Origin of the sequence: Streptomyces sp. NPDC016469 (genome assembly GCF_040632905.1) — a bacterium.
In the GTDB taxonomy this organism is placed as follows: Bacteria; Actinomycetota; Actinomycetes; order Streptomycetales; family Streptomycetaceae; genus Streptomyces.
The window spans coordinates 104,489-128,179 of the sequence record NZ_JBEYCQ010000014.1; the positions used below are offsets into that span (position 1 = coordinate 104,489).

General features: G+C 73.1%; 18 protein-coding genes. 10 read left to right on the forward strand and 8 right to left on the reverse strand.

Features of this window, described 5'->3' with window-relative positions; all coding sequences use genetic code 11:
* Positions 1 to 3: 3 nt before the first annotated feature.
* Positions 4 to 1,764, reverse strand: a complete 1,761-nt coding sequence (gene treZ, locus ABZ565_RS18060) for a malto-oligosyltrehalose trehalohydrolase (RefSeq protein WP_361027256.1) — start codon at positions 1,762 to 1,764, stop codon at positions 4 to 6.
* Positions 1,765 to 1,830: 66 nt separating this feature from the next.
* Positions 1,831 to 2,787, reverse strand: a complete 957-nt coding sequence (locus tag ABZ565_RS18065; RefSeq protein ID WP_361027259.1) for a GNAT family N-acetyltransferase — start codon at positions 2,785 to 2,787, stop codon at positions 1,831 to 1,833.
* Between the two features lie 163 nt (positions 2,788 to 2,950).
* On the opposite strand from ABZ565_RS18065, the gene ABZ565_RS18070 reads away from it, so the two are divergent.
* Positions 2,951 to 3,517, forward strand: coding sequence for a DUF1707 and FHA domain-containing protein (locus tag ABZ565_RS18070; RefSeq protein WP_361027262.1), 567 nt, complete (start codon positions 2,951 to 2,953; stop codon positions 3,515 to 3,517).
* 9 nt (positions 3,518 to 3,526) lie between these two features.
* Here ABZ565_RS18070 and lpdA read toward each other — a convergent pair whose 3' ends face one another.
* A complete protein-coding gene (gene lpdA / locus ABZ565_RS18075; protein WP_361027265.1) occupies positions 3,527 to 4,948 on the reverse strand; it encodes a dihydrolipoyl dehydrogenase in 1,422 nt (473 codons plus the stop codon).
* Between the two features lie 88 nt (positions 4,949 to 5,036).
* Here lpdA and ABZ565_RS18080 point away from each other — a divergent pair, with 88 nt between their 5' ends.
* Together ABZ565_RS18080 and ABZ565_RS18085 are read left to right on the forward strand one after the other, a co-directional pair.
* Positions 5,037 to 5,987 (forward strand): LysR family transcriptional regulator, encoded by a 951-nt coding sequence (locus tag ABZ565_RS18080; protein WP_361027268.1) that lies wholly within the window; start codon positions 5,037 to 5,039, stop codon positions 5,985 to 5,987.
* A 49-nt stretch (positions 5,988 to 6,036) separates the two neighbouring features.
* On the forward strand, positions 6,037 to 7,029 hold the full coding sequence (locus tag ABZ565_RS18085) for a cytochrome P450 (protein ID WP_361027271.1): 993 nt from the start codon (positions 6,037 to 6,039) through the stop codon (positions 7,027 to 7,029).
* Positions 7,030 to 7,033: 4 nt separating this feature from the next.
* Here ABZ565_RS18085 and treY read toward each other — a convergent pair whose 3' ends face one another.
* Positions 7,034 to 9,400 carry a malto-oligosyltrehalose synthase gene (gene treY / locus ABZ565_RS18090; protein WP_361027274.1) on the reverse strand — a complete coding sequence of 789 codons (2,367 nt, stop codon included), beginning with the start codon at positions 9,398 to 9,400 and terminating at the stop codon, positions 7,034 to 7,036.
* Positions 9,401 to 9,491: 91 nt separating this feature from the next.
* Complete coding sequence (glgX, locus tag ABZ565_RS18095; protein ID WP_361027277.1) at positions 9,492 to 11,660, reverse strand: glycogen debranching protein GlgX; 2,169 nt, start codon at positions 11,658 to 11,660, stop codon at positions 9,492 to 9,494.
* A gap of 364 nt (positions 11,661 to 12,024) precedes the next feature.
* Here glgX and ABZ565_RS18100 point away from each other — a divergent pair, with 364 nt between their 5' ends.
* Together ABZ565_RS18100 and ABZ565_RS18105 are read left to right on the forward strand one after the other, a co-directional pair.
* On the forward strand, positions 12,025 to 13,257 hold the full coding sequence (locus ABZ565_RS18100) for an SAV2148 family HEPN domain-containing protein (RefSeq protein WP_361027280.1): 1,233 nt from the start codon (positions 12,025 to 12,027) through the stop codon (positions 13,255 to 13,257).
* Positions 13,258 to 13,324: 67 nt separating this feature from the next.
* Entirely contained in the window at positions 13,325 to 14,053 is a 729-nt protein-coding gene (locus ABZ565_RS18105) for a 3'-5' exonuclease (protein ID WP_361027283.1), read from the forward strand.
* A 222-nt stretch (positions 14,054 to 14,275) separates the two neighbouring features.
* Here the strand turns inward: ABZ565_RS18105 and ABZ565_RS18110 are convergent, their stop codons facing one another.
* Positions 14,276 to 15,142, reverse strand: coding sequence for an aminoglycoside phosphotransferase family protein (locus ABZ565_RS18110; RefSeq protein WP_361027286.1), 867 nt, complete (start codon positions 15,140 to 15,142; stop codon positions 14,276 to 14,278).
* Between the two features lie 125 nt (positions 15,143 to 15,267).
* Here ABZ565_RS18110 and ABZ565_RS18115 point away from each other — a divergent pair, with 125 nt between their 5' ends.
* From ABZ565_RS18115 to ABZ565_RS18125, 3 genes are read left to right on the forward strand one after another with little or no spacing between them, the layout of a single operon-like run.
* A complete protein-coding gene (locus ABZ565_RS18115; RefSeq protein WP_361027289.1) occupies positions 15,268 to 16,218 on the forward strand; it encodes a sugar ABC transporter permease in 951 nt (316 codons plus the stop codon).
* Entirely contained in the window at positions 16,215 to 17,054 is an 840-nt protein-coding gene (locus tag ABZ565_RS18120; protein WP_361027292.1) for a carbohydrate ABC transporter permease, read from the forward strand. The genes ABZ565_RS18115 and ABZ565_RS18120 overlap by 4 nt, the downstream gene beginning before the upstream one ends.
* Positions 17,054 to 18,346 carry an extracellular solute-binding protein gene (locus ABZ565_RS18125; RefSeq protein ID WP_361027295.1) on the forward strand — a complete coding sequence of 431 codons (1,293 nt, stop codon included), beginning with the start codon at positions 17,054 to 17,056 and terminating at the stop codon, positions 18,344 to 18,346. Before ABZ565_RS18120 ends, ABZ565_RS18125 begins: the two co-directional genes overlap by 1 nt.
* A 54-nt stretch (positions 18,347 to 18,400) precedes the next feature.
* Here ABZ565_RS18125 and ABZ565_RS18130 read toward each other — a convergent pair whose 3' ends face one another.
* Positions 18,401 to 20,692 carry an MMPL family transporter gene (locus tag ABZ565_RS18130; protein WP_361027298.1) on the reverse strand — a complete coding sequence of 764 codons (2,292 nt, stop codon included), beginning with the start codon at positions 20,690 to 20,692 and terminating at the stop codon, positions 18,401 to 18,403.
* Positions 20,693 to 21,050: 358 nt separating this feature from the next.
* Here ABZ565_RS18130 and ABZ565_RS18135 point away from each other — a divergent pair, with 358 nt between their 5' ends.
* Together ABZ565_RS18135 and ABZ565_RS18140 are read left to right on the forward strand one after the other, a co-directional pair.
* Positions 21,051 to 22,253: a S8 family peptidase gene (locus ABZ565_RS18135; protein ID WP_361027301.1), complete on the forward strand. Its 1,203-nt coding sequence runs from the start codon at positions 21,051 to 21,053 to the stop codon at positions 22,251 to 22,253.
* A 116-nt stretch (positions 22,254 to 22,369) separates the two neighbouring features.
* Positions 22,370 to 22,801 carry a nuclear transport factor 2 family protein gene (locus ABZ565_RS18140; RefSeq protein WP_361027303.1) on the forward strand — a complete coding sequence of 144 codons (432 nt, stop codon included), beginning with the start codon at positions 22,370 to 22,372 and terminating at the stop codon, positions 22,799 to 22,801.
* On the opposite strand, the gene ABZ565_RS18145 is transcribed toward ABZ565_RS18140, so the two are convergent.
* Entirely contained in the window at positions 22,746 to 23,582 is an 837-nt protein-coding gene (locus ABZ565_RS18145; protein ID WP_361027306.1) for an ATP-binding cassette domain-containing protein, read from the reverse strand. The two genes, ABZ565_RS18140 and ABZ565_RS18145, sit on opposite strands and share 56 nt — an antisense overlap.
* Between the last annotated feature and the right edge of the window lie 109 nt (positions 23,583 to 23,691).

A 23,691-nucleotide genomic window follows, 5' to 3' on the forward strand; every position in this document is an offset into this window, starting at 1 on the left:
CGGTCAGTCGTCGGCCAGGACCACGCAGGACTCCGCCGGCAGGTGCAGCATCCCGTCCGGGCCCGGCGGCTCCACCGGCAGCCACGCGGCGAGCACCCGTCCCGGACCGCCCCGGTGCCGCCCGTTGCCCAGCGGGATCGCGGCCGGCCCCGCGTCGAGGTTGACCGCGATCCGCAGGTCGCCCCGGCGCACCGCGAGCCACCGCGCCCCGTCGTCGTACGCCGCCTTCACGCTCGCCAGGTCCGGGTCGCGCAGGTCCGGCAGAGTGCGGCGCAGGGCGATCAGCTCGCGGTACCAGGCGTACAGCCGGGCGTGCGGCTCGCGGCCGGGCTCGTCCCAGTCCAGGCAGGAGCGGGCCCGGGTGGCAGGGTCCTGCGGGTCCGGGATGTCCTCCTCCGCCCAGCCGTGCGCCCCGAACTCCCGGCGCCTGCCGGTCCGTACGGCCTCCGCCAGCTCCGGGTCCGTGTGGTCCGTGAAGAACTGCCACGGGGTGCGGGCGCCCCACTCCTCGCCCATGAACAGCATCGGTGTGAAGGGCCCGGTCAGCACGAGCGCCGCCGCGCAGGCCAGCAGCCCGGGGGAGAGGGAGGCGGCGAGCCGGTCGCCGAGGGCCCGGTTGCCGATCTGGTCGTGGGTCTGGGCATAGCCGACGAAGCGGTGGGCGGCGCTGCGCGTGACGTCGACGGGGCGGCCGTGCGTACGGCCCCGGAAGCCGGAGTACGTGCCGTTGTGGAAGAAGGCGCTCGTCATCGTCTTGGCGAGCCCGGCCAGCGGCGCGGGCGCGAAGTCCGCGTAGTAGCCCTGGGACTCGCCGGTGAGCGCGGTGTGCAGGCAGTGGTGGAAGTCGTCGTTCCACTGCGCGTGCAGCCCGAGCCCGCCCTCCGCGCGCGGGGTCGTGGTGCGCGGGTCGCACAGATCGGACTCGGCGATCAGCGGCAGCGGGCGCCCCAGCTCGGCGGAGAGCGCGTCGGCCGCGGCGGACAGCTCCTCCAGGAAGGTCAGCGCCCGGGTGTCGGCCAGGGCGTGCACCGCGTCGAGCCGCAGCCCGTCGAGCCGGTAGTCGCGCAGCCAGGCGAGCGCGCTGCCCAGCAGGTACGCCCGCACCTCGTCGGAGCCCGGCGCGTCCAGGTTGACCGCCGCGCCCCACGGGGTGTGGTGCGTCTCGGTGAAGTACGGGCCGAACGCGGGGAGGTAGTTGCCGGACGGGCCCAGGTGATTGTGGACGACGTCCAGGACGACGGCGAGCCCCAGGCCGTGCGCCGTGTCGACAAAGCGCTTGAGCCCTTCGGGGCCGCCGTACGGCTCGTGGACGGCCCACAGCGACACCCCCTCGTACCCCCAGCCGTGCACCCCGGGGAACGGGCAGACCGGCATCAGCGACACATGGGTGACGCCCAGCTCCGTCAGGTGCCCCAGCCGGGCCGCCGCCGCGTCGAACGTGCCCTCGGCGGTGAACGTGCCGATGTGCAGCTCGTACAGGACCGCGCCGGGCAGCTCGCGCCCCGCCCACTCGGAGCGCCAGGTGTACGCGTCGTGGTCGACCACCGCCGACTCGCCGTCGGGGCCGTCCGGCTGGCGGCGCGAGCGGGGGTCGGGGCGCACCGGACCGCCGTCCAGGGCGAAGCCGTACCGGTCGCCGTCCGCGGCCTCCGCCTCGGCGGTCCACCAGCCGGGCCGGTCCGGATCGGGCTCCATGGGCCGCAGTTCGCCCGCCAGCCGCAGCGCGGCCGACCCCGCATCGGGTGCCCATACCTCGAACAACATGCAGCACTCCCTCGGTCCCGGGGCCGTGCGCCCCGGGACCATCGTGCTACGAGGACGAGGCGGCCGTCAGTCGTCCCACACCATGTCGAAGGCGCGCTCGAAATTGACGTAGCCCAGCCGGGCGAACGCCTTCGCCATCGGCACGTTGCCCAGGTCCGTCGCCGCCCGGATGCGCTCCACCCCGTCCTGCGCGGCCAGTATCCGCGTCCCCTCGGCGAGGATGTCGTCGATGTAGCCGTGACCGCGGTGGGCGGGCAGCACACCGATGTACGCGATGATCGGGTTGTAGCTGTTGCGGGCCGGAATCACGAAGCCGACCGGCTCGCCGTCCGGGAGTTCGGCGATACGCCACCACTCACGGGGCGTGGCGTACCCGGCCAGCTCCTCGTCGTAATGCTTCTCGGCGGCCAGACGCGGCGTCAGACCGGACGCCAGGTCCGTCTGCCCGTGCGCGTCGAGGGTCCCCTCCATCACGGGCGCCATCAGCGCGAGCAGGTCCTCGCGCCCCTCCACCGCCCGGAACCGCAGCCGCCCGCTCGCGGCCGGCACCGGAGTCCCCGCGCGCCACTCCAGGCGCAGGCGCTCCACGAGCATCCGGGCCCCGGTGCGCTCCATGATCCGGATCCGGGCCTCGACGGCCTCGCGGACGGCCGGGTCCTCGCGCCAGTCGGGCGGCACGAACCGCCCGTACTCGGGGCGCGGCGCCCCGGCCGGGACGACGGCGGCCGTCGCCGTCTCGACCAGGCGCAGCCCGGCCTTCTCGCGCTCGGCGAGCGGCAGGGTGTCGTCCAGGTCGAAGAAGTCGAGCAGCAGCGGTGCCGCGCCGTCCCTGCTCCACCAGGCGATCCGCGCCACCACCTGGTCGCCGCGCAGCGCCACCCACATCCATTCCGGGCGGCGGCGGCCGGTGGCGAGGTCGTCCGCGAGTTCGTGGTCGAGGACGTAGGGGAGTCCGAGGAAGAGCTTCAGCTCCTCGGGACCGGTCAGCGGACGGATGGTCAGGTCAAACGGTGCGTCGGGCACTGAGCTCCAGAGATAAGAGGTGCGCCACGGGGTCTCCGGACGACAGCGGCCGACCCTAGCAACGTTCCGTACGGGCCGCCCGCGGTTATCCGGTGCAGGTCAGAGGGGGCGGAAACCGGGGTTCTTCTGGACACCCCGGGGCGGTCGGACCGACAATCGAGCCGTGACGTCCCCGTTCGAGTTCCACACGCCCACCGCGCGCCTGTCCGACGCGCAGCGCGACCGTGTTCTCGGTGTGCTCAGGGAGGGCGCGGCCCAGGGCAGGCTCTCCCAGGACACCTTCATGCAGCGCATGGAGGTGGCGCTGACGACCAGCCGCCCCGAGGAGCTGGAAGCCCTCACCAAGGACCTGGAGCGCGAAGGCCGTTGGTCGCGGGGGCTGTTGCGCGTCGTCGGCGGGGTCTCCGGCTTCCCCGAGCGGGTCCGCCGGGCCTGGCGGGCGGAGCGGCTGCCCAAGCTGCTGCTGCCCGCCCCCAGCCCGCAGCCCCTCCTCATCGGCCGCGATCCGGGCAACGGACTGCGGCTCAGCCACGAGACCGTCTCCCGGACGCACGCGGAGCTGACCGCGCACGGCGACCGCTGGCTGCTGCGGGACCTCGGCTCGACCAACGGCACCTGTGTCAACGGGCAGCGCGTCACCGGCACGGTCCCGGTGCGCGAGGGGGACCAGGTGAGCTTCGGCCGCATGATGTTCCGCCTCTCCGCGCCGACGCTCCGGCCGCCCGCCTGACGCACCCGGTCACGCCTGCTGGTGCAGCCCCCGGTCCGCCAGGGTGAGGAACGACTCGCCGATCGCCTCGGAGAGCGTCGGGTGCGGGTGGATGTGCTGGGCCACGTCGAAGGGTTCCGCGTCCCAGCCGACGATCAGCTGGGACTCCGCGATCATCTCCGAGACGTGCGGCCCGACCAGGTGCACGCCGAGCACCCGTCCGTCCCGCTCCGCGACCACCTTCACCATGCCTCCCTGCCCGTGCACCATGCCCTTGGCGACGGCGGTCAGCGGCATCGTGTTGACCACCACGTCGTGGCCCGCGTCGCGCGCGGCCGCCTCGGACAGCCCCACGGCCGCCGTCTGCGGTGCCGAGTACGTGACGCGGGGCACCGCGTCGTAGTCCACCGCCGCCGTACGCCGCCCCGCCAGGGTCTCCGCGACCAACAGTCCCTCCGCGAACGAGGCGTGGGCCAGCCCGAGGGACGGCGGCGGCAGCAGATCGCCCACCACATGGACGCCCGGCACCGAGGTCTCCAGCCGCGACCAGTCCGCCGGCGCCACGTACCCCCGCTCGTCGGTGGCCAGTCCGGCGGCGGCGAGCCCGAGGCCGTCCGTCACCGGGACCCGGCCCACCGCCACCAGCAGCCGTTCGGCCCCGACGGTCAAAGTTTCCCCGCGCGGGGTGCGGAGCGTGGCCCGCACGCCGTCGTCGAGGAGCACGGCCTCCAGCAGCCGCGTCCCGGTCCGCACGTCGATGCCCCGCTTCTTCAGCCCCCGGGCCAGATGGCGCGACACGTCCGCGTCCTCCAGCGGAACCAGCCGGTCCGCCGCCTCCACCAGGGTCACCCGCGCCCCCATCGACCGGTGCAGCGAGGCGTACTCCACGCCGATCGCGCCACCCCCCAGCACCAGCACCGATTCCGGCAGCCCGGGCGCGAACAGCGCGTCGTCGCTGGTCACCACCCGCCGCCCGTCCGCCGCCGGGCCCGGCAGCGTCCGAGGCCGCGAGCCCGTCGCCAGCACGATGCCGCGCCGGGCGGCCACCTCCCCGTACCCCTCTATCCGCACCGTGCGCGGCCCGGTCAACTCGGCGCTGCCCGATACCACTTCCACCTTCGCGTGCGCCAAGTGGGCCAGCACGCCCCGGTGGTTCCGGGCCACGATGTCGTCACGGGTGGCCACCAGCGCCGGCCAGTCCACCGACTCCAGCGCCGCCTTCACGCCCCACCGCTCACGCGCTTCCGCGATGCCGTCCACAAGTTCGGCCGCGTGCAGCATCGCCTTGCTCGGGATGCAGCCCCGGTGCAGACAGGTCCCGCCGACCTTGTCGCGCTCCGCGAGCACCACGTCGAGGCCGAGCCCGGCCGCCCGCAGCGCCGTCGCATACCCGCCGGTCCCGCCGCCGATGACGACGACGTCCGCTTCCCCCACCCGCTGATCCTGTGTCATGGCTCCCACCCTCCGCCCGGTCCTTGTCATGAGTCCAAGGCAATGTTTGTGTGGCTTCCATGCACGGAGCTCATGTCAGGAGGACGCGATGAGCCTGCGGCAGATGCAGTACTTCGTCACCGTGGTCGAGGAGGCGTCCTTCACCCGGGCCGCCGAACTGCTCCACGTCACCCAGCCGGCGCTCTCCCACCAGATCAAGGCCCTGGAGCGGGCCGTCGGCGGGCCCCTGCTCGAACGGCTCCCGCGCGGGGTGCGGCTCACCGCGATGGGCCGTGCCTTCCTGCCGCACGCCGAACGCTCCGTGCGCAGCGCCGCCCAGGCCCGCCGCGCCGCGCGCGCCGCCGCCGGTGCGCAGGGCGGCGAGCTGCACATCGCCACCGTCCACGCCATCGCCGTCGGCATCCTCCCCGACGTCTTCGCCCGCTGGCGCGCCGTCCACCCCGGCGTCGCCCTCGTCCTGCACGAGTACGCCACCACCGAGGCCCTGGAGGACCAGATCGAACGGGGCACCGCCGACCTCGCCGTCGGCCCGCCGCCCGCCCGCTGGAGCGGCCCGGTCGTCCCCGTTGGCGCGGAGGACATCGTCCTCGTCGTCCCCTTCGACGATCCCCTCGCGGGCCGCGCCTCGGTCCGCCTCCAGGAACTCGCCGACCGCTTCTGGGTCCGCTGCGCCATGGAGGCCGTCGTCGAGGGGCGCCCCTTCCTCGACTGGGCGTGCGCCCGCGCCGGTTTCACCCCCCGTACGGCGGTGCGCACCGAGCACACCTCGACGGCGGTACGCATGGCGGCGGCCGGGGTCGGCGTCGCCACCGCGCCCGCCCACGTCGTACGCGGCGCGGTCGGCGAGGACTGCGCCCTGCTCACCGTGGACCCGGCCTGGCGCCGCGAGCTGGCCGTCTTCTCCCGGGTCCCGCTGACCGGCGCGGCCGCCGCCTTCACGGACCTGCTGGCCGACGCCCGGAGCAGCGGCGAGGCGCCCCCGATGTCACCTGAACGGCCGCGCGCCGACTGCGACGCGACCGTTCAGGTGATGCCCTGAGGGGGACCGCGCCGGCCACCGGCGTACCGACTCGCCCGGGGGAACCGCCATGCAGGCAGACGCGCCCCGAGACATACCGGCCCCGACCACCTCGCCCGAGCCACGGGCCCACGCCACCCGGGCCAGGTCCCGCAGGACCGGCCGGCCCTGCACCGGGCCCAGCCTCCTCGCGCGCGGCGCGGCCCGGGACCCGTACCGCTTCTACCGGATGCTGCGCGAGCAGTACCCGCTCAGCTACGACGCGCCCCTCGGGGCCTGGCTGGTCAGCCGGTACGACGATGTGACCGCCGCCCTCGCCGACCCCCGGTTCACCGGCTTCCCGCAGGACGGGGCGCCCCGGGGCGGACCCGCGCCGCTCGGCCTGTGCCACGGCAGCCCGCGCTGTCTGCCCGCCGACCGGTACACCGTGGTGACCGGCACCGTCCCGGAGCCCCTCGCCGAGCGCGTGGAGCGCACCGTCCATGTGCTCGCCCGGCGGATCGCCCGCAGCCCCCGGGCCGACCTGGTCGAGGAGTTCTGCCGCTGGCTGCCCGCCGCGCCGGCCGGTGACGGGCCCTGCGCCCGGGACACCGCCCTGCGCCGGACCGTGCTCGCCTCGCTCCTCGCCAATCTGCTGGACGACCCCGACCTGCTGGCCGCCCTGCGCATCGAACCCGCGCTCACCGGCCGGGCCTGGACGGAGTCGCTGCGCCGCGACCCGCCGGTCCAGGTCGTCCTGCGCCGCACGGTCGCCGAGGTCACCCTCAGCGGCGGCACCCTCCCGGCGCGGGCGCCCGTCGCCTGCCTCGTCGGGGCCGCCGCGCGCGACCCGCAACGCTTCGCGGCCCCGGACGTCTTCGACCCGTTCCGCCCGGACCAGGACCGCACGCTGACCGGTCCGGCGGGCTGCCCGGCCGTGGCGCTCAGCCGCCTGGAGGCCGAACACGGCCTGCGCGCCCTGCTCGACGCCATGCCCCGGCTCCGCTGGGCGGAAGGCTTTCGCCCGGCCGCCACAGGCCTGCTCACCAGGGGCCCGCGCACCCTCCTCGTCCGACCCGGCTGAGCCCTCAGCCCCGCACCAGCAACGCCACCGGCCGGTCCGCGAACAGCTCCGCCACCTCCGCCGATCCGCCCATGAACTCGCGGCCCGGCGCGAGGAGATCCCGCCACACGCCCTCGTCGGGCAGGGCCAGCCGGGTGCCGCGCCAGCCACCCGATTCCGCGAGCCGCAGCGACAGCCGGGTCACCGCCGTCACGACCTCGCCCGCGCGGCAGAAGGCCACGCAGTGCGAGGCCGCCGGGCCCGAGGCGCGCAGCGGGGCGTACGTGCCCGACTCGCCGAACACCGCCGGCCGCTCCCGCCGCAGCCGGAGCGCCACCTTCGTCAGCTCCGCCTTCTCGTCGGCGGGCGCGTCCGGCGACGGCTCCTCGAACGGCCGCCGGTTGTCCGGGTCGACCAGGGCCAGATACGCGCGCTCGGTGCCCTGATAGAGATCCGGCACCCCCGGCATCGTCAGGTGCACCAGCGCCGCGCCCAGCGACTGCGCCCGTACATGCGCGGCGAGCGGGGCGGCGAACTCCTCCACGAGGGACCGCACCGGGCCGGTGTCCGCGGCCGGCCCGGCGGCCACGAAGTCCGATGCCATCCGCTCGTACACCGGATCCGGCTCCGTCCAGCTCGTGAACAGCCCCGACTCGCGCACCGCCTTCAGCAACGCCGGCTCCAGCCGCGCCGCCCGCTCGGCGGCCGGGATGCCCGCGCAGCCGACCGCCGTCTGCCACGCCTGCCAGGCCAGCTGCGGATCGGGCGCGGCCTGGGCGGACCGCCCGAGCCCGGCCACCAGTCCCGCCCACCGCCCGGGGCACTGCGAGAGCACGGCGATGCCCGCCCGCACATCGGCGCTGCGCTTCGTGTCATGCGTCGTCAGCGCCGTCCCGGTGGCGGGCCAGTCCCGGGCGAGGCGGGTGCAGAAGGCGTGGAAGTCCTCCGGCTCGACCGCCGGGTGTCCCGGATCGCCGCCCACCTCGTTCGCCGAGACCAACGGCAGGTACCGGTAGTACGCGGTGTCCTCGACCGCCTTCGCCCGCAGCGCGGACGCGGTCTGCGCGAACCGGGCGCAGAACGCCGCCCGGTCCTCGCCGCCACCGAGCCGCCCGAGCGCCAGGTCCCGCACCACGTCGACGGCCGACGCCTCGTCCCGTACCGCGAAGACCGCCTTGGCGTCGCTCACCGTCGTCGCGTCGAGCGTCGCCTCGGCGGCGTCGGAGCAGGGGCCGCCCGCCGTCACGTACGGGCGGTAGACCGGGACGCGGACCAGCAGCTCGCGCACGGCGGTGCGCAGCGCCCAGGGGGCGTGGTCGCGCAGGACGGGGTCGCCGGCGCAGATCCGGGAGGCGAGGCGGGTCAGCAGCTCGGTCTCCGCCGCCAGTTCATGGGTGACGACGCGGTACGCCGCCCGGCGCACGGTCGCCGTCCAGTAGCCGCCCCGGTCGCCGGCCGGGGACGCGGCCTCGCGGTAGTGGCCCAGCAGCTCGGCGGCGCCCTGCGGGTCGGTGAAGAGGCCGTCGATCCGGTACAGCGCGTCGTAGCCCGTGGTCCCGGCGACGGCCCAGCCGGCCGGCAGCCTCTCGGAGCCGGTGAGGATCTTCTCCACCACCGTCCACACCCCGCCGCTCGCCCCGGAGAGCCGTTCCAGATAGCCGGCCGGGTCGGCGAGACCGTCCGGGTGGTCGATGCGCAGACCGTCCACCACCCCGTCCCGGACCAGTTCGAGGATCTTGCCGTGGGTGGCGGCGAAGACCTCCGGGTCCTCCACCCGCACCCCGATCAGGTCCGAGATGGTGAAGAAGCGCCGGTAGTTCAGCTCGGTACGGGCCAGCCGCCACCAGCCGAGCCGGTAGTGCTGGGCGTCCAGCAGCTCCGGGAGCGGGAGGTGCGCGGTGCCGGCCCGGAGCGGGAACTCCTGCTCGCCGTAGCGCAGCACCTCGCCGTCGACCCGCATCCGCTCCATCTCGTCGCCGATCCGCCCGCCCAGCACCGGCAGCAGCATCCGCCCGTCGCCGGCCGCCCAGTCGACGTCGAACCAGCGGGCGTACGGGGAGTCCGGGCCCTCGCGCAGCACCTCGCGCAGGGCGTGGTTGTGGACGGGGTCGGCCGCCATGTGGTTGGGCACGATGTCCAGGACCAGGCCGAGCCCGTGCTCCCCCGCGGTGCGTGCCAGCCGCCGCAGCCCCTCCTCGCCGCCCAGCTCGGCCCGTACCCGGCCGTGGTCGGTGACGTCATAGCCGTGCCGGGAGCCCGGCACTGCTTCCAGCACCGGGGAGAGATGCAGATGGGAGACGCCGAGCGAGGCGAGGTACGTCACGGCGTCCTCGGCGGCGCGGAACGGGAACTCCGGCTGGAGCTGGAGCCGGTACGTGGCGGTAGGCGTCATGGAATCCTTCGTACCCACATCGGGGCCGCCTGTGTCACCCCGCCCGGCACAAGGGCACGACGGGGTGACAGGGGCGGCCTCGCCGGAGCGGTCAGGCCGGCCGTTGCAGCACCACCATGCTCCGGCCCACCAGCGTCACCCGGTCGCCCGCCGTCACCTTCGGCCCGGCCCCGGGCAGCACCCCGGCCGGGCGTGCGGTGTCCACGACGGCGTGCCACTGCCGGCCGTGGTCGACGGGCACGGCGAATTCCAGGGTTTCGGCGCTCGCGTTGAACATCAGCAGGAACGAGTCGTCGGAGATCCGCTCCCCGCGCGGCCCCGGCTCCGAGATGGCGTGTCCGTTCAGGAAGACCGTCAGGGCCTTCGCGTGGGCGGCCTGCCAGTCCCGCTGGGTCATCTCCTTGCCCTCGGGGGTGAACCAGGCGATGTCGGACAGCTCGTCGTGCGTGCCCTCCACCGGGCGGCCGTGGAAGAACCTGCGGCGGCGGAAGACCGGGTGGTCGCGGCGGAGCCACACCATCGCCCGGGTGAATTCGAGCAGGCTCATGTCCTGTGACGCGTCGTCCCGCTCGGCGTCCTCGTCCTCGCCGTCCTCGCCCACCGCGGCGGCCGGCTCGGGCCAGTGCACCCACGACAGCTCGTTGTCCTGGCAGTAGGCGTTGTTGTTGCCCTGCTGGGTACGCCCGAACTCGTCGCCGTGACTGAGCATCGGTACGCCCTGCGACAGCATCAGCGTGGCGATGAAGTTGCGCATCTGGCGCTCGCGCAGCTCCAGCACCTCGGTCAGGTCCGTCTCTCCCTCGGCGCCGCAGTTCCACGACCGGTTGTGGCTCTCGCCGTCCCGGTTGCCCTCGCCGTTGGCCTCGTTGTGCTTGTCGTTGTACGAGACCAGGTCGTGCAGCGTGAAGCCGTCGTGGCAGGTGGTGAAGTTGATCGAGGCGAGCGGGCGCCGTCCGTCGTCCTGGTACAGGTCCGAGGACCCGGTCAGCCGCCCGGCGAACTCGGCCAGGGTCCGGGGCTCGCCCCGCCACAGGTCGCGGACCGTGTCCCGGTACTTGCCGTTCCACTCGGTCCACAGCGGCGGGAAGTTCCCCACCTGGTAGCCGCCCTCGCCCACGTCCCACGGCTCGGCGATCAGTTTCACCTGGCTGACCACCGGGTCCTGCTGCACCAGGTCGAAGAACGACGACAGCCGGTCCACCTCGTGGAACTGCCGGGCCAGCGTGGCCGCCAGGTCGAAGCGGAAGCCGTCCACATGCATCTCGGTCACCCAGTACCGCAGCGAGTCCATGATCATCTGGAGCACGTGCGGTGACCGCATGAGCAGCGAGTTCCCGGTGCCCGTGGTGTCCATGTAGTACCGCTGGTCGTCGGTCAGCCGGTAGTACGAGGCGTTGTCCAGCCCCCGGAACGACAGCGTGGGCCCCAGGTGGTTGCCCTCGGCGGTGTGGTTGTAGACCACGTCGAGGATGACCTCGATGCCCGCTTGGTGCAGGGCGCGCACCGCCTGCTTGAACTCCAGGACCTGCTCGCCCCGGTCGCCCCAGGAGGCGTACGCGTTGTGCGGGGCGAAGAACCCGATCGTGTTGTAGCCCCAGTAGTTGGCGAGCCCCGCGTCCGCGAGCCGGTGGTCCTGCACGAACTGGTGCACCGGCATCAGCTCGATCGCGGTGACGCCCAGCTCCGTCAGATGGGCGATGATCTCCGGATGCGCCAGCCCGGCGTACGTGCCGCGCAGCTCCTTGGGCAGCCCCGGATGGAGCATCGTCAGGCCCTTCACATGGGCCTCGTAGATCACCGTGCGGTGGTAGTCCGTACGGGGGCGCCGGTCGTCGCCCCAGTCGAAGTACGGGTTCACCACGACCGAGGTCATGGTGTGCGGGGCGGAGTCGAGGTCGTTGCGCGCGTCGGGCTTCCCGAACGGGTAGCCGTACACCGCCTCCCCCCACTTGATCCGCCCGGACACCGCGCGGGCGTACGGGTCCAGGAGCAGCTTGGCGGAGTTGCACCGGATGCCCCGCTGCGGTTCGTACGGGCCGTGCACGCGGAATCCGTAGCGCTGACCGGGCATCACCCCGGGCAGGTACGCGTGCCGGACGAACGCGTCGGTCTCTCTCAGCTCCACCGCCGTCTCGGAACCGTCGTCGTGCAGGAGGCACAACTCGATTCGGTGGGCGGCCTCCGAGAAGACCGCGAAATTGGTCCCGGCGCCGTCGTACGTGGCACCGAGCGGGTACGCCTGTCCCGGCCACACCTGCATGGATTCGACTCTTCCCGTCCTGCCGCGGTCGCCCTGGGGAATGCGGGCCGCCTGGTCCCCGGCCCCGATCTTCCCCGAAAGAGGGCCCCTTACCTAGGACGTCGGCCTGTCGGTCAACCTCGTGCCTCTCCGTGTCGCCCGGAACCGGCCGTCGCCCGGCCCCTCGCCCGAGCTGTCCGGTTCACGGCCCTCGCTGGGGTGTTTAATCCCTATGAATCCGCTCACTCCCGTCGAAGCTGCCGACCGGAACAGGTTTGATTACATGGGGAGTTGGTAAAGGAGCCTGCGCATCCGGCTGCACCGGCTCCCGCTCCCGGAGTACCCTTCCTTGATCGTTGGTGGGGGAGTGGAAGGCGGTGCGTGGGTGAGCTCGGGAGGGTTCGAGCTGCCCCCGGGTGACGCGGGTCACGAGGGGGACGTGGCCGAGGTCCCGCCCGGGGCGGTATCGCTGGCACAGCCCCTGGAGATCGGTGCGGAGCTGGACTGGGGCGCCGACGCCTGGAGCGAGGTGCGCACGCGCGCGCAGCGGGCCGGGCGCGCCTACATCTGGCTGAATCTGGTCGAACAGCGGCTGCGCGCCGTCGTCGCGGCGGTGCTCCGGCCGATCTACGAGCCCGTCCACGGCGAGGACTGGGTGGTGGCCGCCGCCGGGCCCGCCGGCCAGGAGTGGGTGCAGCGCGCGGTCGCCGTGCGCGAGGTCTCCCGCCGCAAGGGCTATCTGCTCGACCCGGCCGACGACAACGTCCTCAGCTTTCTCACGCTGCCCCAGCTCCGTGAGCTGATGGTCCAGCACTGGCCTTGTTTCGAGCCGTACTTCGACGACCGCCGCGATGTCGAACTGGCGCTCGACGAGCTGGAGGTCGCCCGCAACGTCGTCTCCCGCAACCGCGCGCTCAACGAGGCGGTGCTCGCCCAGGCCGAGCGGGCCTCCGCCCGGCTCCTGGAGATGCTGGGCAGCGGTGCGGGGGTGCCCTCCGCCGACCGGCTCCCGGTGGACGCGGTCGAGGATCTGGTCGGCGACCGGTACGCGGACGTGGTCTCCGTCCACTCCGACCGGGTGCGCCTCCAGCGCCAGCTGCCCGCCGAGGATCTGTTCGGCGGCGCCCGCCGGCTCGACGCGATCGGCATCGGGCTCAACCTGCTGGTGCAGAACTTCTCCGGACGCCGGCTCATCCGGCTCGCCGAGTCGGGCTGCCGGATCCGGCTGCTCTTCATCAACCCGGCCAGCAGCGCGGTCAAGCGCCGCGAGCGGGAGCTCGGCCTGAAGAAGGGCGAGCTGAGCCGGTCCGTCGAGATGAACATCCTGCACACGCGCCGGGTACGCGCCAAGCTCCGCGACCCGGACGCCTTCCAGATCCACGTCTTCGACGAGACCCCGCGCTTCACGGCCTACCTGGTGGACGGAGACGGGGCCGACGCGGTCGGGGTCGTCCAGACCTATCTGCGCCGGGCGCGCGGCATGGAGGCACCGGTGCTGGTGCTGCGCGGCGGCGGGCGTGCGGTGGTCCGGGCGGGGCAGGGGTACGAGCACGGGTTGTTCGAGACGTACCGCGAGGAGTTCGAGTCGGTCTGGACGGACTCCCGGCCGGTCTCCTGAGCGGCGTTGTCAGTGGCCCGTGCGAGGGTGGTCGTCATCCGGGGGAGCACCATGAAGGAGGTACGGGATGAGCTGGCACCGGCACGCGCTGGTCGGCTTCGATCTGGAGACGACGGGGACGGACCCGCTGGAGGCCCGGATCGTGACGGCCGCGGTCATCGCGGTGGACGACCGGGACGGTGAGCCGGCGGCCCGGCACACCTGGCTGGCCGACCCGGGCATCCGCATCCCCGCCCAGGCGTCCGCGATCCACGGCATCAGCAGCGAGCGGGCGGCGGCGGAGGGCCGGCCCGCGCGCGAGGTGGCCGACGAGATCGCCGACACGCTGGCCGGCTACTGGCGCCGGGGCCTCCCGGTCGTCGCGTACAACGCCGCCTTCGACCTGACGCTGCTCACAGCCGAGTTGGACCGCCACGGACTCCCCCCGCTCGCCGACCGGCTGGGCGGCGCGCCCGTCGGCCCCGTCATCGACCCGTACACCATCGACCGGGCGGTCGACCGCTACCGCAAGGGCAAGCGGAACCTGGAGGCGGTCTGCGTCGAATACGGCGTGGTGCACGGCGGCGCCCACGACGCGGCGGCGGACGCCCTGGCCGCGGTCCGGGTGGCCTACGCGATAGCCGCCCGCCACCCCGCGGTGGCCGGCCTCCCGGCGCCCGCCCTGCACGACCGCCAGATCACGTGGCACGCGGAGTGGGCCGCGGACTTCCAGGACTTCCTCCGCCGCAAGGGCTCCCCGGACGCGGTGGTGGACGGCCAGTGGCCGGTCAGGGAGCCGGCGCGGACGACCGCCTGAAGCGGGCGGCGGTCACGCTCGTCGGTGCGTCGTCCTCAATCGCCGGACGGGCTCGATGTGGCCGGCCGCGTTCTGCCCGCGGCGGGGGTCCGGGCCGAAATTCAAGCCCGTCCGGCGATCGAGGACACGGTCGGGGCGCCCGCGGTGAGGACCGCCGAATCAAGCCCGTCCGGCGATCGAGGACGAACGGCTGGTCCGGCGCGCCGGGGGGACCTCACCGGTTCAGAACGGATACCACCGCACCGCAGGGTCGCCGTCCCGCAGCGACGCCACCCTGCGCCGGAACTCCGCGAGCGCGGCACCGTTGACGGGCGCATGCTGCGCGACCCACGCACAGCTCGCCGTCTCCCGCGCCCCCCGCAGCACCCCGCACCCGTCCCACTCCCGCACATCCCACCCGTACGCCTCGGTGAACGCGTCGTACGCGTCGGCCGCCAGCCCGTACCGGTCGCGGGACAGCGCGAGGACCACCAGATCGTGTTCGCGCAGATCGCAGGAGAAGGTCTCCAGGTCCACCAGGACCGGCCCGTCCGCCCCGACGTGGACATTGCGCGCCAACGCGTCCCCGTGGATCGGCCCCGGCGGCAGATGCGGGACCAGCGCCGCGGCCGCCGCCGCGAACCCGTCGCGCCGCTCGCGCAGATACGCCGCGTCGGCCGGATCGATGGAGTCGCCCGCCAGCCGCAGCCACCGCTCGACGCCGCCCAGCAGTTCCCGGCGCGGCAGCGCGATGTCCTCCGGCACGGGCAGCGCGTGGACGGCGGTCAGCAGCGGGGCCAGATCGCGCGGCTCGGCCGGCCGCACCGCGTCGGGCAGCCGGTGCCACACGGTCACCGGGTGACCCTCGACCAGCCGCGCCCCGTCCTCGGCGGCCCGCACCGCGGGGACGCCGGACGCGGCGAGCCACCGGGCGACGGCCACCTCGCGCTCGGCCCGTTCCAGCAGTTCGGGGTGGGCCACGGCGTCCCGGCCGACCTTGACGACGACGCCGTCGGCCGTGAACACCGCGTTCTCGCCGAGCGCCAGCAGCTCCGCGCCCCCGGGGAACCCGGCGGCGGCCAGCACCTCGCGCGCTTCCATCTCGTTCATGGTCCGATTTTCGCATCCGTGCAGGTTGCCTTGACGAACCGGCGGCCCGTCAGCACGATGACGGAGGCCACCTGAGCGGCCAGAACGGCAAGTAGCCGGTCGAACGACGCAAAGGGGGCGTAAGCATGACATTGGCGAGTGCAACCGTAGGATCCGGACGCCACGGACCGCCGGGCAAGCCCGGCAAGCGCACCGACGGCCGGCTCGACCGGGGAGCCGGCACCTGGTTCCTGGTGCTCCCCGCCCTCATCCCGATCCTGGTCCTCAGCGTCGGCCCGCTGCTCTACGGCGTTGCGCTGGCCTTCACCGACGCGCAGTCCGGCCGCACCCGCGCCACGCAGTGGATCGGCACGCTGAACTTCCAGGACCTGCTGCACGACGGGCTGTTCTGGGAGTCGTTCCGGATCGGCCTGGTGTGGGCGGTCGGCGTCACCGTCCCGCAGTTCGTGCTGGCCCTCGGCCTGGCCCTGCTGCTCAACGAGAACCTGCGGATGCGCTGGCTGGCCCGGGCCCTGGCGATCATCCCGTGGGCGATGCCCGAGGTCGTCGTCGGCATCATGTGGCGGCTGGTCTACAACCCGGACGCCGGCATCCTCAACGAGACCATCCGGGACCTGGGGCTCGGGGACGGCCGGGACTGGCTGACCGGGCTCGCGACGGCGCTGCCCGCCGTGATCGTCGTCGGCGTCTGGTCCGGCATGCCGCAGACCACGGTCGCCCTGCTGGCCGGGCTCCAGAACACCCCGCACGAGCTCCACGAGGCCGCCGCGCTGGACGGGGCGGGTGCCTGGCGCCGGTTCAGGACGGTGACCTGGCCCGCCATCAGGCCGGTCGCCCTGTCCATCACGGCGCTCAACTTCATCTGGAACTTCAACTCCTTCGCGCTGGTCTACGTCCTGACCAACGGCGGCCCCGGCGGCCGGACCCGGCTGCCGATGCTCTTCGCCTACGAGGAGGCGTTCCGCTACGGGCAGTTCGGCTACGCGGCGGCGATGGGCTGTGTGATGGTCGCGGTGATCTCCGTGATCCTCGCCGTGTATCTCGCCGGGCGGCTCAGGGGAGGCGACGACCGATGAGCATGCGCACCAAACGGTCCGTGCGCGCCGGGCAGTACGTGGCGCTGCTGTGCTACCTGGTCTTCCTGGCGTTCCCCTTCCTGTGGCTGATCTCCACCGCCTTCAAGCCCGCCCAGGAGCTGGGCTCCCTGCACCCGACCTGGATTCCCGAGCACCCGACGCTGGACAACTTCCGGCAGGCCTTCGACGAGCAGCCGCTGCTGCGGGCCACCGCCAACTCGCTGATCGCCGCGCTCTCGGCCGGTCTCGTCGCCGTCCTGATCGCGACTCCGATGGCCTATGTGATGGCCCGCCACCGCACCCGCCTCGCCACGGCCGCCACCGGCTGGGTGGTGGTCAGCCAGGCGTTCCCCTTCGTCCTGCTGATCATTCCGCTCTTCCTGGTGCTGAAGAACCTGCATCTGATCAACACCCTCTGGGGCCTGATCCTGGTGTACGTGGTGTGGGCGCTGCCCTTCGCGCTGTGGATGCTCGTCGGTTACGTACGGGCCGTGCCGCGCGAGCTGGAGGAGGCGGCGGCGGTCGACGGGGCCGGGCGGCTGCGGACGCTGATCTCGGTCACCGCCCCGCTGCTGGCCCCCGGAATCGTCGCCACGGCCCTCTTCGCGTTCATCACCGCGTGGAACGAGTTCTTCTTCGCGCTCGTCCTCCTCAAGACCCCGGAGAAGCAGACGTTGCCGGTCGTACTGACGCACTTCCTCGGCGCCGAGGGCGCCGCCGACCTCGGGCCGCTCGCCGCCGCCGCGTTCCTCGCCACCCTCCCCTCGCTCGTGCTGTTCGCCGTGATCCAGCGGCGGATCACCGGCGGCATGCTGGCCGGGGCGGTGAAGAGCTGATGCGCGCGCTGGTACGTACGGCAGCCGCGACGGCCACCGCGCTCGCCCTGCTGCTCACCGGCTGCGGCGGGAACGGCGACGGCGACGCGGACGGGAAGATCACCCTCCGCTTCCAGTCGCTGGCCTGGCAGAAGGAGTCCGTCGACATCAACAAGCAGCTGGTGAAGGAGTGGAACGCGGCCCACCCCGACATCCGGGTCGAGTACGTCCAGGGCAGCTGGGACAGCGTCCACGACCAGCTCCTCACCTCCTTCGAGGGCGGTGAGGCGCCGGACATCATCCACGACGCGTCCGACGACCTCGCCGACTTCGCGTACGGCGGCTACCTCGCCGACCTCCGCCCCCTCCTCCCGGACGCGCTGACCGACGGCATCCCGCGCAACAGCTGGGAGACGGCCACCTTCGACGGCGGGGTGTACGGCGTGCCCTTCCTCCAGGAGCCCCGCGTCCTGATCGCCAACACCAAGATCCTCAAGGAGTCCGGGGTCCGCATTCCGACGCCCGGGAAGCCGTGGAGCTGGCCGGAGTTCCGCCAGGTGACCGAGAAGCTGACCGGCAAGGGCCGTTACGGGGTGGCCTGGCCGCTCAAGGAGCCCGTCTCCGTCACCCTCAACCTCGGCCTCTCGGCGGGCGGCGAGCTCTTCCACCGGGGCGCCGACGGCAAGGTGACCGTCGCGATGGGGGAGGGCGACCAGGTCGTCCCGGGCACCATCCACGACCAGGTCAACACCGACCACAGCGCCGCCCGCACCGCGCTCGGCATGGGCGGCGGCGACACCCTGCCCGGATTCTTCGGCGGCAAGTACGTGATGGTGCCGCTCGGGTTCTCCTACCGCCAGCAGGTCGTCGAGCAGGCGCCGAAGGGCTTCGAGTGGACGGTGCTGCCCGCCCCGGCGGGCCGGGACGGGCTGGCGCAAGGGGTGAGCCCGCAGACCCTGTCCGTCGCGGAGGACAGCCCGCACAAGAAGGAGGCCGTCCGGTTCATCGACTTCCTGCTCAAGCCCGCCAACATGGTGCGCCTGGCCAAGGGGGACTGGATGCTGCCCACCGGCACCGAGGCGCTGGCGGACCCCTCGCTGCACACCGCGGACCGGGGCTGGGCGACCGGCGCCGCGCTCGCCGGGTCGCTGCGGTCCGCCCCGGCCCAGTCGGTGCGCGGCTACCCCGAGTGGAAGGACAAGGTGGCGACGCCCGCGCTCCAGGAGTTCTACAGCGGGGCGATCGACGCGGCCGAGCTGAAGAAGCGTCTGGTGACCGACGGCAACCGGGTCCTGGCCCGCTACCAGCGCTGAACGGCGTGGGCCCTCCTCCCGGCGGTCCGGGAGGAGGGCCCACGTACAGCGGGGTCAGACGCCGGCCCGCTCCGGCTCCTCGCCGCCGCGTGCCGGTGCCGACAGGGCCGGCTCGTCGTCGTACGGCTCGTCGTGCGTCATGTCCGGCAGCCACCGCAGCCACTTCGGGAAGTACCAGTTGCGGTCGCCCAGCAGGGCCATCACGGCCGGGAGCAGCACCCCGCGGATGATCGTCGCGTCGATCAGCACGGCCGCCGCCAGGCCGACGCCCATCTGCTTCATGGACTGCATGGAGAGCGTCCCGAAGATCGCGAACACGGCGACCATGATCACCGCGGCACTGGTGACGACCCCGGCCGTGGTGACCACGCCGTGGGCGATGGCGTCCCGGGTGTTACGGCCCTGGATGCGGGCCTCACGGATACGGGAGACCACGAACACGTGGTAGTCCATCGAGAGCCCGAAGAGGATCACGAAGAGGAAGAGCGGCAGCCAGGAGATGATCGCGCCGACGCCCTCGGCGCCCACCAGCGAGGCGCCCCAGCCGTGCTGGAAGACCGCCGTCAGGATGCCGTAGGCGGCGCCCACCGACAGCAGGTTGAGGATGATCGAGGTGATGGCCACGGTCAGCGAGCGGAAGCAGAGCAGCATCAGCAGGAAGGCGAAGACGACCACGAAGGCGAAGACCGGTACGACCGAGCCGACGATCTGGTCGTTGAAGTCCTTCGACCCGGCGACCTGCCCGGTGATCGGCGCCTCGACCCCCGCGACCTCGCCGAGCGTCGCCGGACGCACGGTGTCCCGCAGCAGGTCCAGACTCTTCTCGGCCTCGGCCTGGTCAGAACCGCCGACCAGCGGTACGTCGATGACCGCGACGTTCTCCGCGTCGTGCGTCACGATGTCCACCGGGCCCTTCGAGGCGCCCGAGGAGACGGCCTGCCGGCGGAACTCCTCCAGTGCCTTGCGCACCGGAGCGGCGCCGATGTCGTCGGCCTTCACCACGACCTGCGCCGGGTCGGCGCCTCCGGGGAACGCTTCGTTCAGCCGGTCGTAGGTCCGCACGATCGGCAGCGAGTCGCCGAACTCCTGGTCCAGGGTGAGGTTCTGGGTGTGCATGCCGAGCGCCGGCAGGGCGATCGCGGCGAGCGCACCGGCGGCGACCACGAGCGCCGTCCACGGGCGGTGCAGCACGGCGGTGAGCACCGCGCGCCAGACCCGGCTCTCGCCGTCGGCACCGCCCCGCTCCGAGCGCTTCAGGCGGTTCAGGAACGGCACCCGGCCCTTCTCGACGCGCTCGCCGAGCAGTGAGAGGAGCGCGGGCAGCACGGTGACCGAGCCGACCATGGCGACGGCGACGACCATCAGCGAGGCCAGGCCCATCGCCTCGAACTCCGCGATGCCGGTGAAGAGCATGCCTGCCATCGCGACGCAGACCGTCACACCGGAGACGACGATGGCGCGTCCGCTGGTCGCGGCGGCGATCATCAGCGCGGTCCGGGCGTCCCGGCCCTTGGCCCGCTCCTCGCGCTCCCGGCGCAGATAGAACAGGCAGTAGTCGACGCCGACGGCCAGACCCACCAGCAGCATCACCGAGTTGGCGGTGTCGCTCATCGGCTGGAAGTGGCTCACCACGCCCATCAGGCCCATGGTCGCGATGATCGCGGTGAGGGCCAGGGCGACCGGGAGCAGCGCCGCGACCAGCGCGCCGAAGGCGATGAGCAGGATGCCGAGCGCGACCGGCACGGCGGAGAGTTCGGCCCGCTGGAAGTCGCTCCCGAAGGCGTCGTCGAACGTCTTGCCCATGCTGGCACCGCCGATCTCCTCGATCAGCAGCCCGTCGTGCGCGCCGTCCACCTTCTCGACGGCCTTCAGCACGGGTGCGACGCGCTCGCTCGCCGTCTCGGGGTCGCCCCTCATCTCGAACTGCACGAGCGCGCTGTGCCCGTCGGCCGAAATGGTCCTGGTGGTGTACGGCGAGGTGACGGCGGTGACCTCACCGGTGTTCTGCACGGCCTCGATGACGTCCTTCACGGCCGCCCGGAACTCGGCCGACCCGGCCACGGCCCCGCCCTCGCCCTCCGACTGGATGAGCACGCTCTCGCCGGCCGGGTCCTTGAGCCCCGCGTCCTCGATGATCTGCACGGCCCGGCCCACCTCGCCGGACATCTGCTCGCTCTCCTTGACGTCGACCCGGCCGGCCGCGGAGCCGAGCCCCATGGCCAGGACGACGAACAGCACCCAGATCGTCACCGCCGCCCAGCGGTGCCGGGCGCTCCAGCCGCCCGCCCGGGCCGCGACGCCCCGCACCCGCGGCCCCCGCGTCCGCACCGCATCCACATTCCCCATGACGGGCCTGCCCCCTCGTGACCGGCACCGGCCCACCGCCGCCGCCTCCCGATTCGAAGGTAGGGGCGGGATAAAGCGAGTTCGTCATGCTCTCCGGCGAGCCGGGGGCGCTTCCTCTCCGCCCTGGGGACGGGCCGTGCCCCCGAGAAGGAGGGCCGAAGCCCCTTACACGTAAAGGTGATCGGCGTATCGAGGGGCTCCTGCGACCGTCCTGTGACGAAAAGTTGGCGAGTGCGTCGGAGCTGTAGGGAGCTATTGATCTGGGCGCGTCAATCGGTCAGGGTTTCGAGCCAACCCCCGGAGATCTTCCGGCCGGGGGCCAATCCCCCCACAAAGAATGACGAGGAGACCCCTCTTCATGGCCATTCACAAGCGCGCACGCCGGTTCAAGCTGACCGCCTCCATCACCGCGGCCGCGGCCGCCGCCGGCGTCACCCTGCTGGGCACCCCGTTCGCCGGAGCGACACCCGCTCCGGCCATGGGCAAGGTCTACGGCGCCGACGCGGCGACCGCGGTCTCCGGCAGCTACATCGTGATGCTGGACCAGAAGGCGGACAAGGCGGAGCTCGCCGAGGAGTACGGCGGACAGCTGAAGCGCAACTACAGCTCCGCCATCAACGGCTTCTCCGCCAGCGGCCTTTCGGAGACCGAGGCCAAGCGGCTCGCCGCCGACCCGGCCGTCTCCAAGGTCGTCCAGAACAAGAAGTTCCACATCGACGCCACCCAGGACAACCCCCCCTCCTGGGGCCTGGACCGCATCGACCAGACGGAGACCGCCGGCGACAACGCGTACACCTACCCGGACAGCGCGGGCGAAGGCGTCACCGCGTACGTCATCGACACCGGGGTCCGCACCACCCACGAGGAGTTCGGCGGCAGGGCGAGCTCCGGCTTCGACGCCGTCGACAACGACGACAGCGCCGACGACGGCAACGGCCACGGCACCCATGTCGCCGGCACCATAGCCGGGTCGACGTACGGCGTCGCCAAGAAGGCGAAGATCGTCGCCGTCCGCGTCCTGGACGACTCCGGCTCCGGCACCACCGAGCAGGTCGTCGCCGGCATCGACTGGGTCACCGAGCACCACCAGGGCCCGTCCGTCGCCAACATGAGCCTGGGCGGCGGCGCCGACGAAGCGCTCGACGCGGCGGTCCGGAAGGCCATCGCCTCCGGCGTCACCTTCGCGGTCGCCGCGGGCAACGAGTCGAGCGACGCGGGCGAGGGCTCCCCGTCCCGCGTCCCCGAGGCCATCACCGTCGCCTCGTCCACCGTGGACGACGAGCAGTCGTCGTTCTCCAACTACGGCTCGGTCGTGGACCTCTACGCCCCGGGCTCCGACATCACCTCGTCCTGGAACGACAGCGACACCGGCTCCCACACCATCTCCGGTACGTCGATGGCGACCCCGCACGTCGTCGGCGCCGCCGCCGTCTACCTGGCCGGGCACCCGGACGCCACCCCGGCCGATGTCGCCACGGCCCTGACCGAAGGGGCGACCCCGGACGCCATCGGCAACGCCACCGAGGGAACGGCGAACAAGCTCCTGAAGATCGTCGAGTAACAGCGCGACCGGCCGGGCGGCCCCCGCGCTCTCCCCCACGGGGCGCGGCGGCCGCCCGGTCCGCGTATACCGTCCTACGCTTGCACCATGACGACCGATGCGGACGGGAGGCGGCCATGACCGGACCGGCGCCGGGCGTGGCCGCGGCCATCGAGGGGGAGCTCCGGCTCCTGGACCCCCTGGTCCGGGCCTCCGCCCACCTCCTCGACGAGGTGCTGCACCCCGACTACCGCGAGGTGGACACGACGGGCCGCCACTGGGACCGGACGACGATCACCGACCTGCTCGTCTCGGGCCGGGCCCCGGGCCCCGGCCGGCTCACCGCCTCACGCATGCGCGGCGTGCACCTCGCCGACGGGCTCGTCCACCTCACCTTCGACACCGAGGCCAAGGGCAGGCGCGCGCACCGGAGTTCACTGTGGCGGCTCACCGGGACGGGCTGGCTCCTCTACTACCACCAGGCCACGCCCTTCGACGCCACGCCCTCCGACGTCAGCCCCGGGGCGTCCGCCGTGCCCGGGCCGCCCACCGGCCGTCCGTCCGGCTGATGCGGACCGGGTGGCCGAAGCACTCGCTGACCAGGTCCGTGGTCAGCACCTCGTCCGCCGCACCCGAGGCCAGGCACCGCCCACCGCGCAGCAGCATCGCGTGCGTGGTGGAGGCGGGCAGCTCCTCCAGATGATGGGTGACCAGCACGGTCGCCAGCTCCGGATGCTCCTCGCGCAACGCGTCCAGACTGTCCAGCAGCTGTTCCCGGGCGGCCAGGTCGAGCCCCGTCGCCGGCTCGTCGAGCAGCAGCAGCCGGGGCTGCGGCATCAGGGCGCGCGCGATGAGCGTACGGCCGCGCTCGCCCTGCGACAGGGCCGGCCAGCGCGAGCCCGTCTTGCCGCCCATGCCCAGCATCTTCAGCAGCCGCTCCGCCCGCTCCCGCTGCCCCGGACCCGGCGACCAGCGCGGCACCGGCTCCACCGAGTTCGTCAGCCCGGTCAGCACCACCTCGCTCACCGTCAGCGGGGAACGCAGCGGATGGCGCGGATTGACATGGCCGAGCAGCGTCCGCAACTCCCGCAGATCGACCCGCCCCAGCGTGCGGCCCAGCACCTCGACCGAACCCCGCGTCGGATGCGTCACCGCCCCGAGCAGCCCGAGCAGGGTGCTCTTGCCCGCCCCGTTCGCGCCGAGCAGCGCCCAGTGCTCCCCGCCGCGCACGGTGAGCGACACCGCGTCGAGCAGGACGCTGCCGTCGCGTACGAGCGAGACCTCGTCGGCCCGGATGACCGGGACGGGGGCAGTGACGACGGAGGGGGACAGGGGTGCGGTGGTGGTCACGTGCGGCTGCTCCTTCGTACGGGCGCGAGCGCTCATCCGCGCACCGGAAAGCCTATCCGTGGCCCGTACACCCTCCGCGCCCGGCACCTGTCGCCTTTTTTCAATACCG

Excerpts from the sequence above, each read along its gene's own strand:
- treZ (WP_361027256.1), bottom strand. The coding sequence starts at position 1,764 with ATGTTGTTCGAGGTATGGGCACCCGATGCGGGGTCGGCCGCGCTGCGG.
- lpdA (WP_361027265.1), bottom strand. The coding sequence starts at position 4,948 with ATGACACAGGATCAGCGGGTGGGGGAAGCGGACGTCGTCGTCATCGGC.
- ABZ565_RS18080 (WP_361027268.1), top strand. The coding sequence starts at position 5,037 with ATGAGCCTGCGGCAGATGCAGTACTTCGTCACCGTGGTCGAGGAGGCG.
- ABZ565_RS18085 (WP_361027271.1), top strand. The coding sequence starts at position 6,037 with ATGCAGGCAGACGCGCCCCGAGACATACCGGCCCCGACCACCTCGCCC.
- treY (WP_361027274.1), bottom strand. The coding sequence starts at position 9,400 with ATGACGCCTACCGCCACGTACCGGCTCCAGCTCCAGCCGGAGTTCCCG.
- glgX (WP_361027277.1), bottom strand. The coding sequence starts at position 11,660 with ATGCAGGTGTGGCCGGGACAGGCGTACCCGCTCGGTGCCACGTACGAC.
- ABZ565_RS18105 (WP_361027283.1), top strand. The coding sequence starts at position 13,325 with ATGAGCTGGCACCGGCACGCGCTGGTCGGCTTCGATCTGGAGACGACG.
- ABZ565_RS18110 (WP_361027286.1), bottom strand. The coding sequence starts at position 15,142 with ATGAACGAGATGGAAGCGCGCGAGGTGCTGGCCGCCGCCGGGTTCCCC.
- ABZ565_RS18115 (WP_361027289.1), top strand. The coding sequence starts at position 15,268 with ATGACATTGGCGAGTGCAACCGTAGGATCCGGACGCCACGGACCGCCG.
- ABZ565_RS18120 (WP_361027292.1), top strand. The coding sequence starts at position 16,215 with ATGAGCATGCGCACCAAACGGTCCGTGCGCGCCGGGCAGTACGTGGCG.
- ABZ565_RS18125 (WP_361027295.1), top strand. The coding sequence starts at position 17,054 with ATGCGCGCGCTGGTACGTACGGCAGCCGCGACGGCCACCGCGCTCGCC.
- ABZ565_RS18130 (WP_361027298.1), bottom strand. The coding sequence starts at position 20,692 with ATGGGGAATGTGGATGCGGTGCGGACGCGGGGGCCGCGGGTGCGGGGC.
- ABZ565_RS18135 (WP_361027301.1), top strand. The coding sequence starts at position 21,051 with ATGGCCATTCACAAGCGCGCACGCCGGTTCAAGCTGACCGCCTCCATC.
- ABZ565_RS18140 (WP_361027303.1), top strand. The coding sequence starts at position 22,370 with ATGACCGGACCGGCGCCGGGCGTGGCCGCGGCCATCGAGGGGGAGCTC.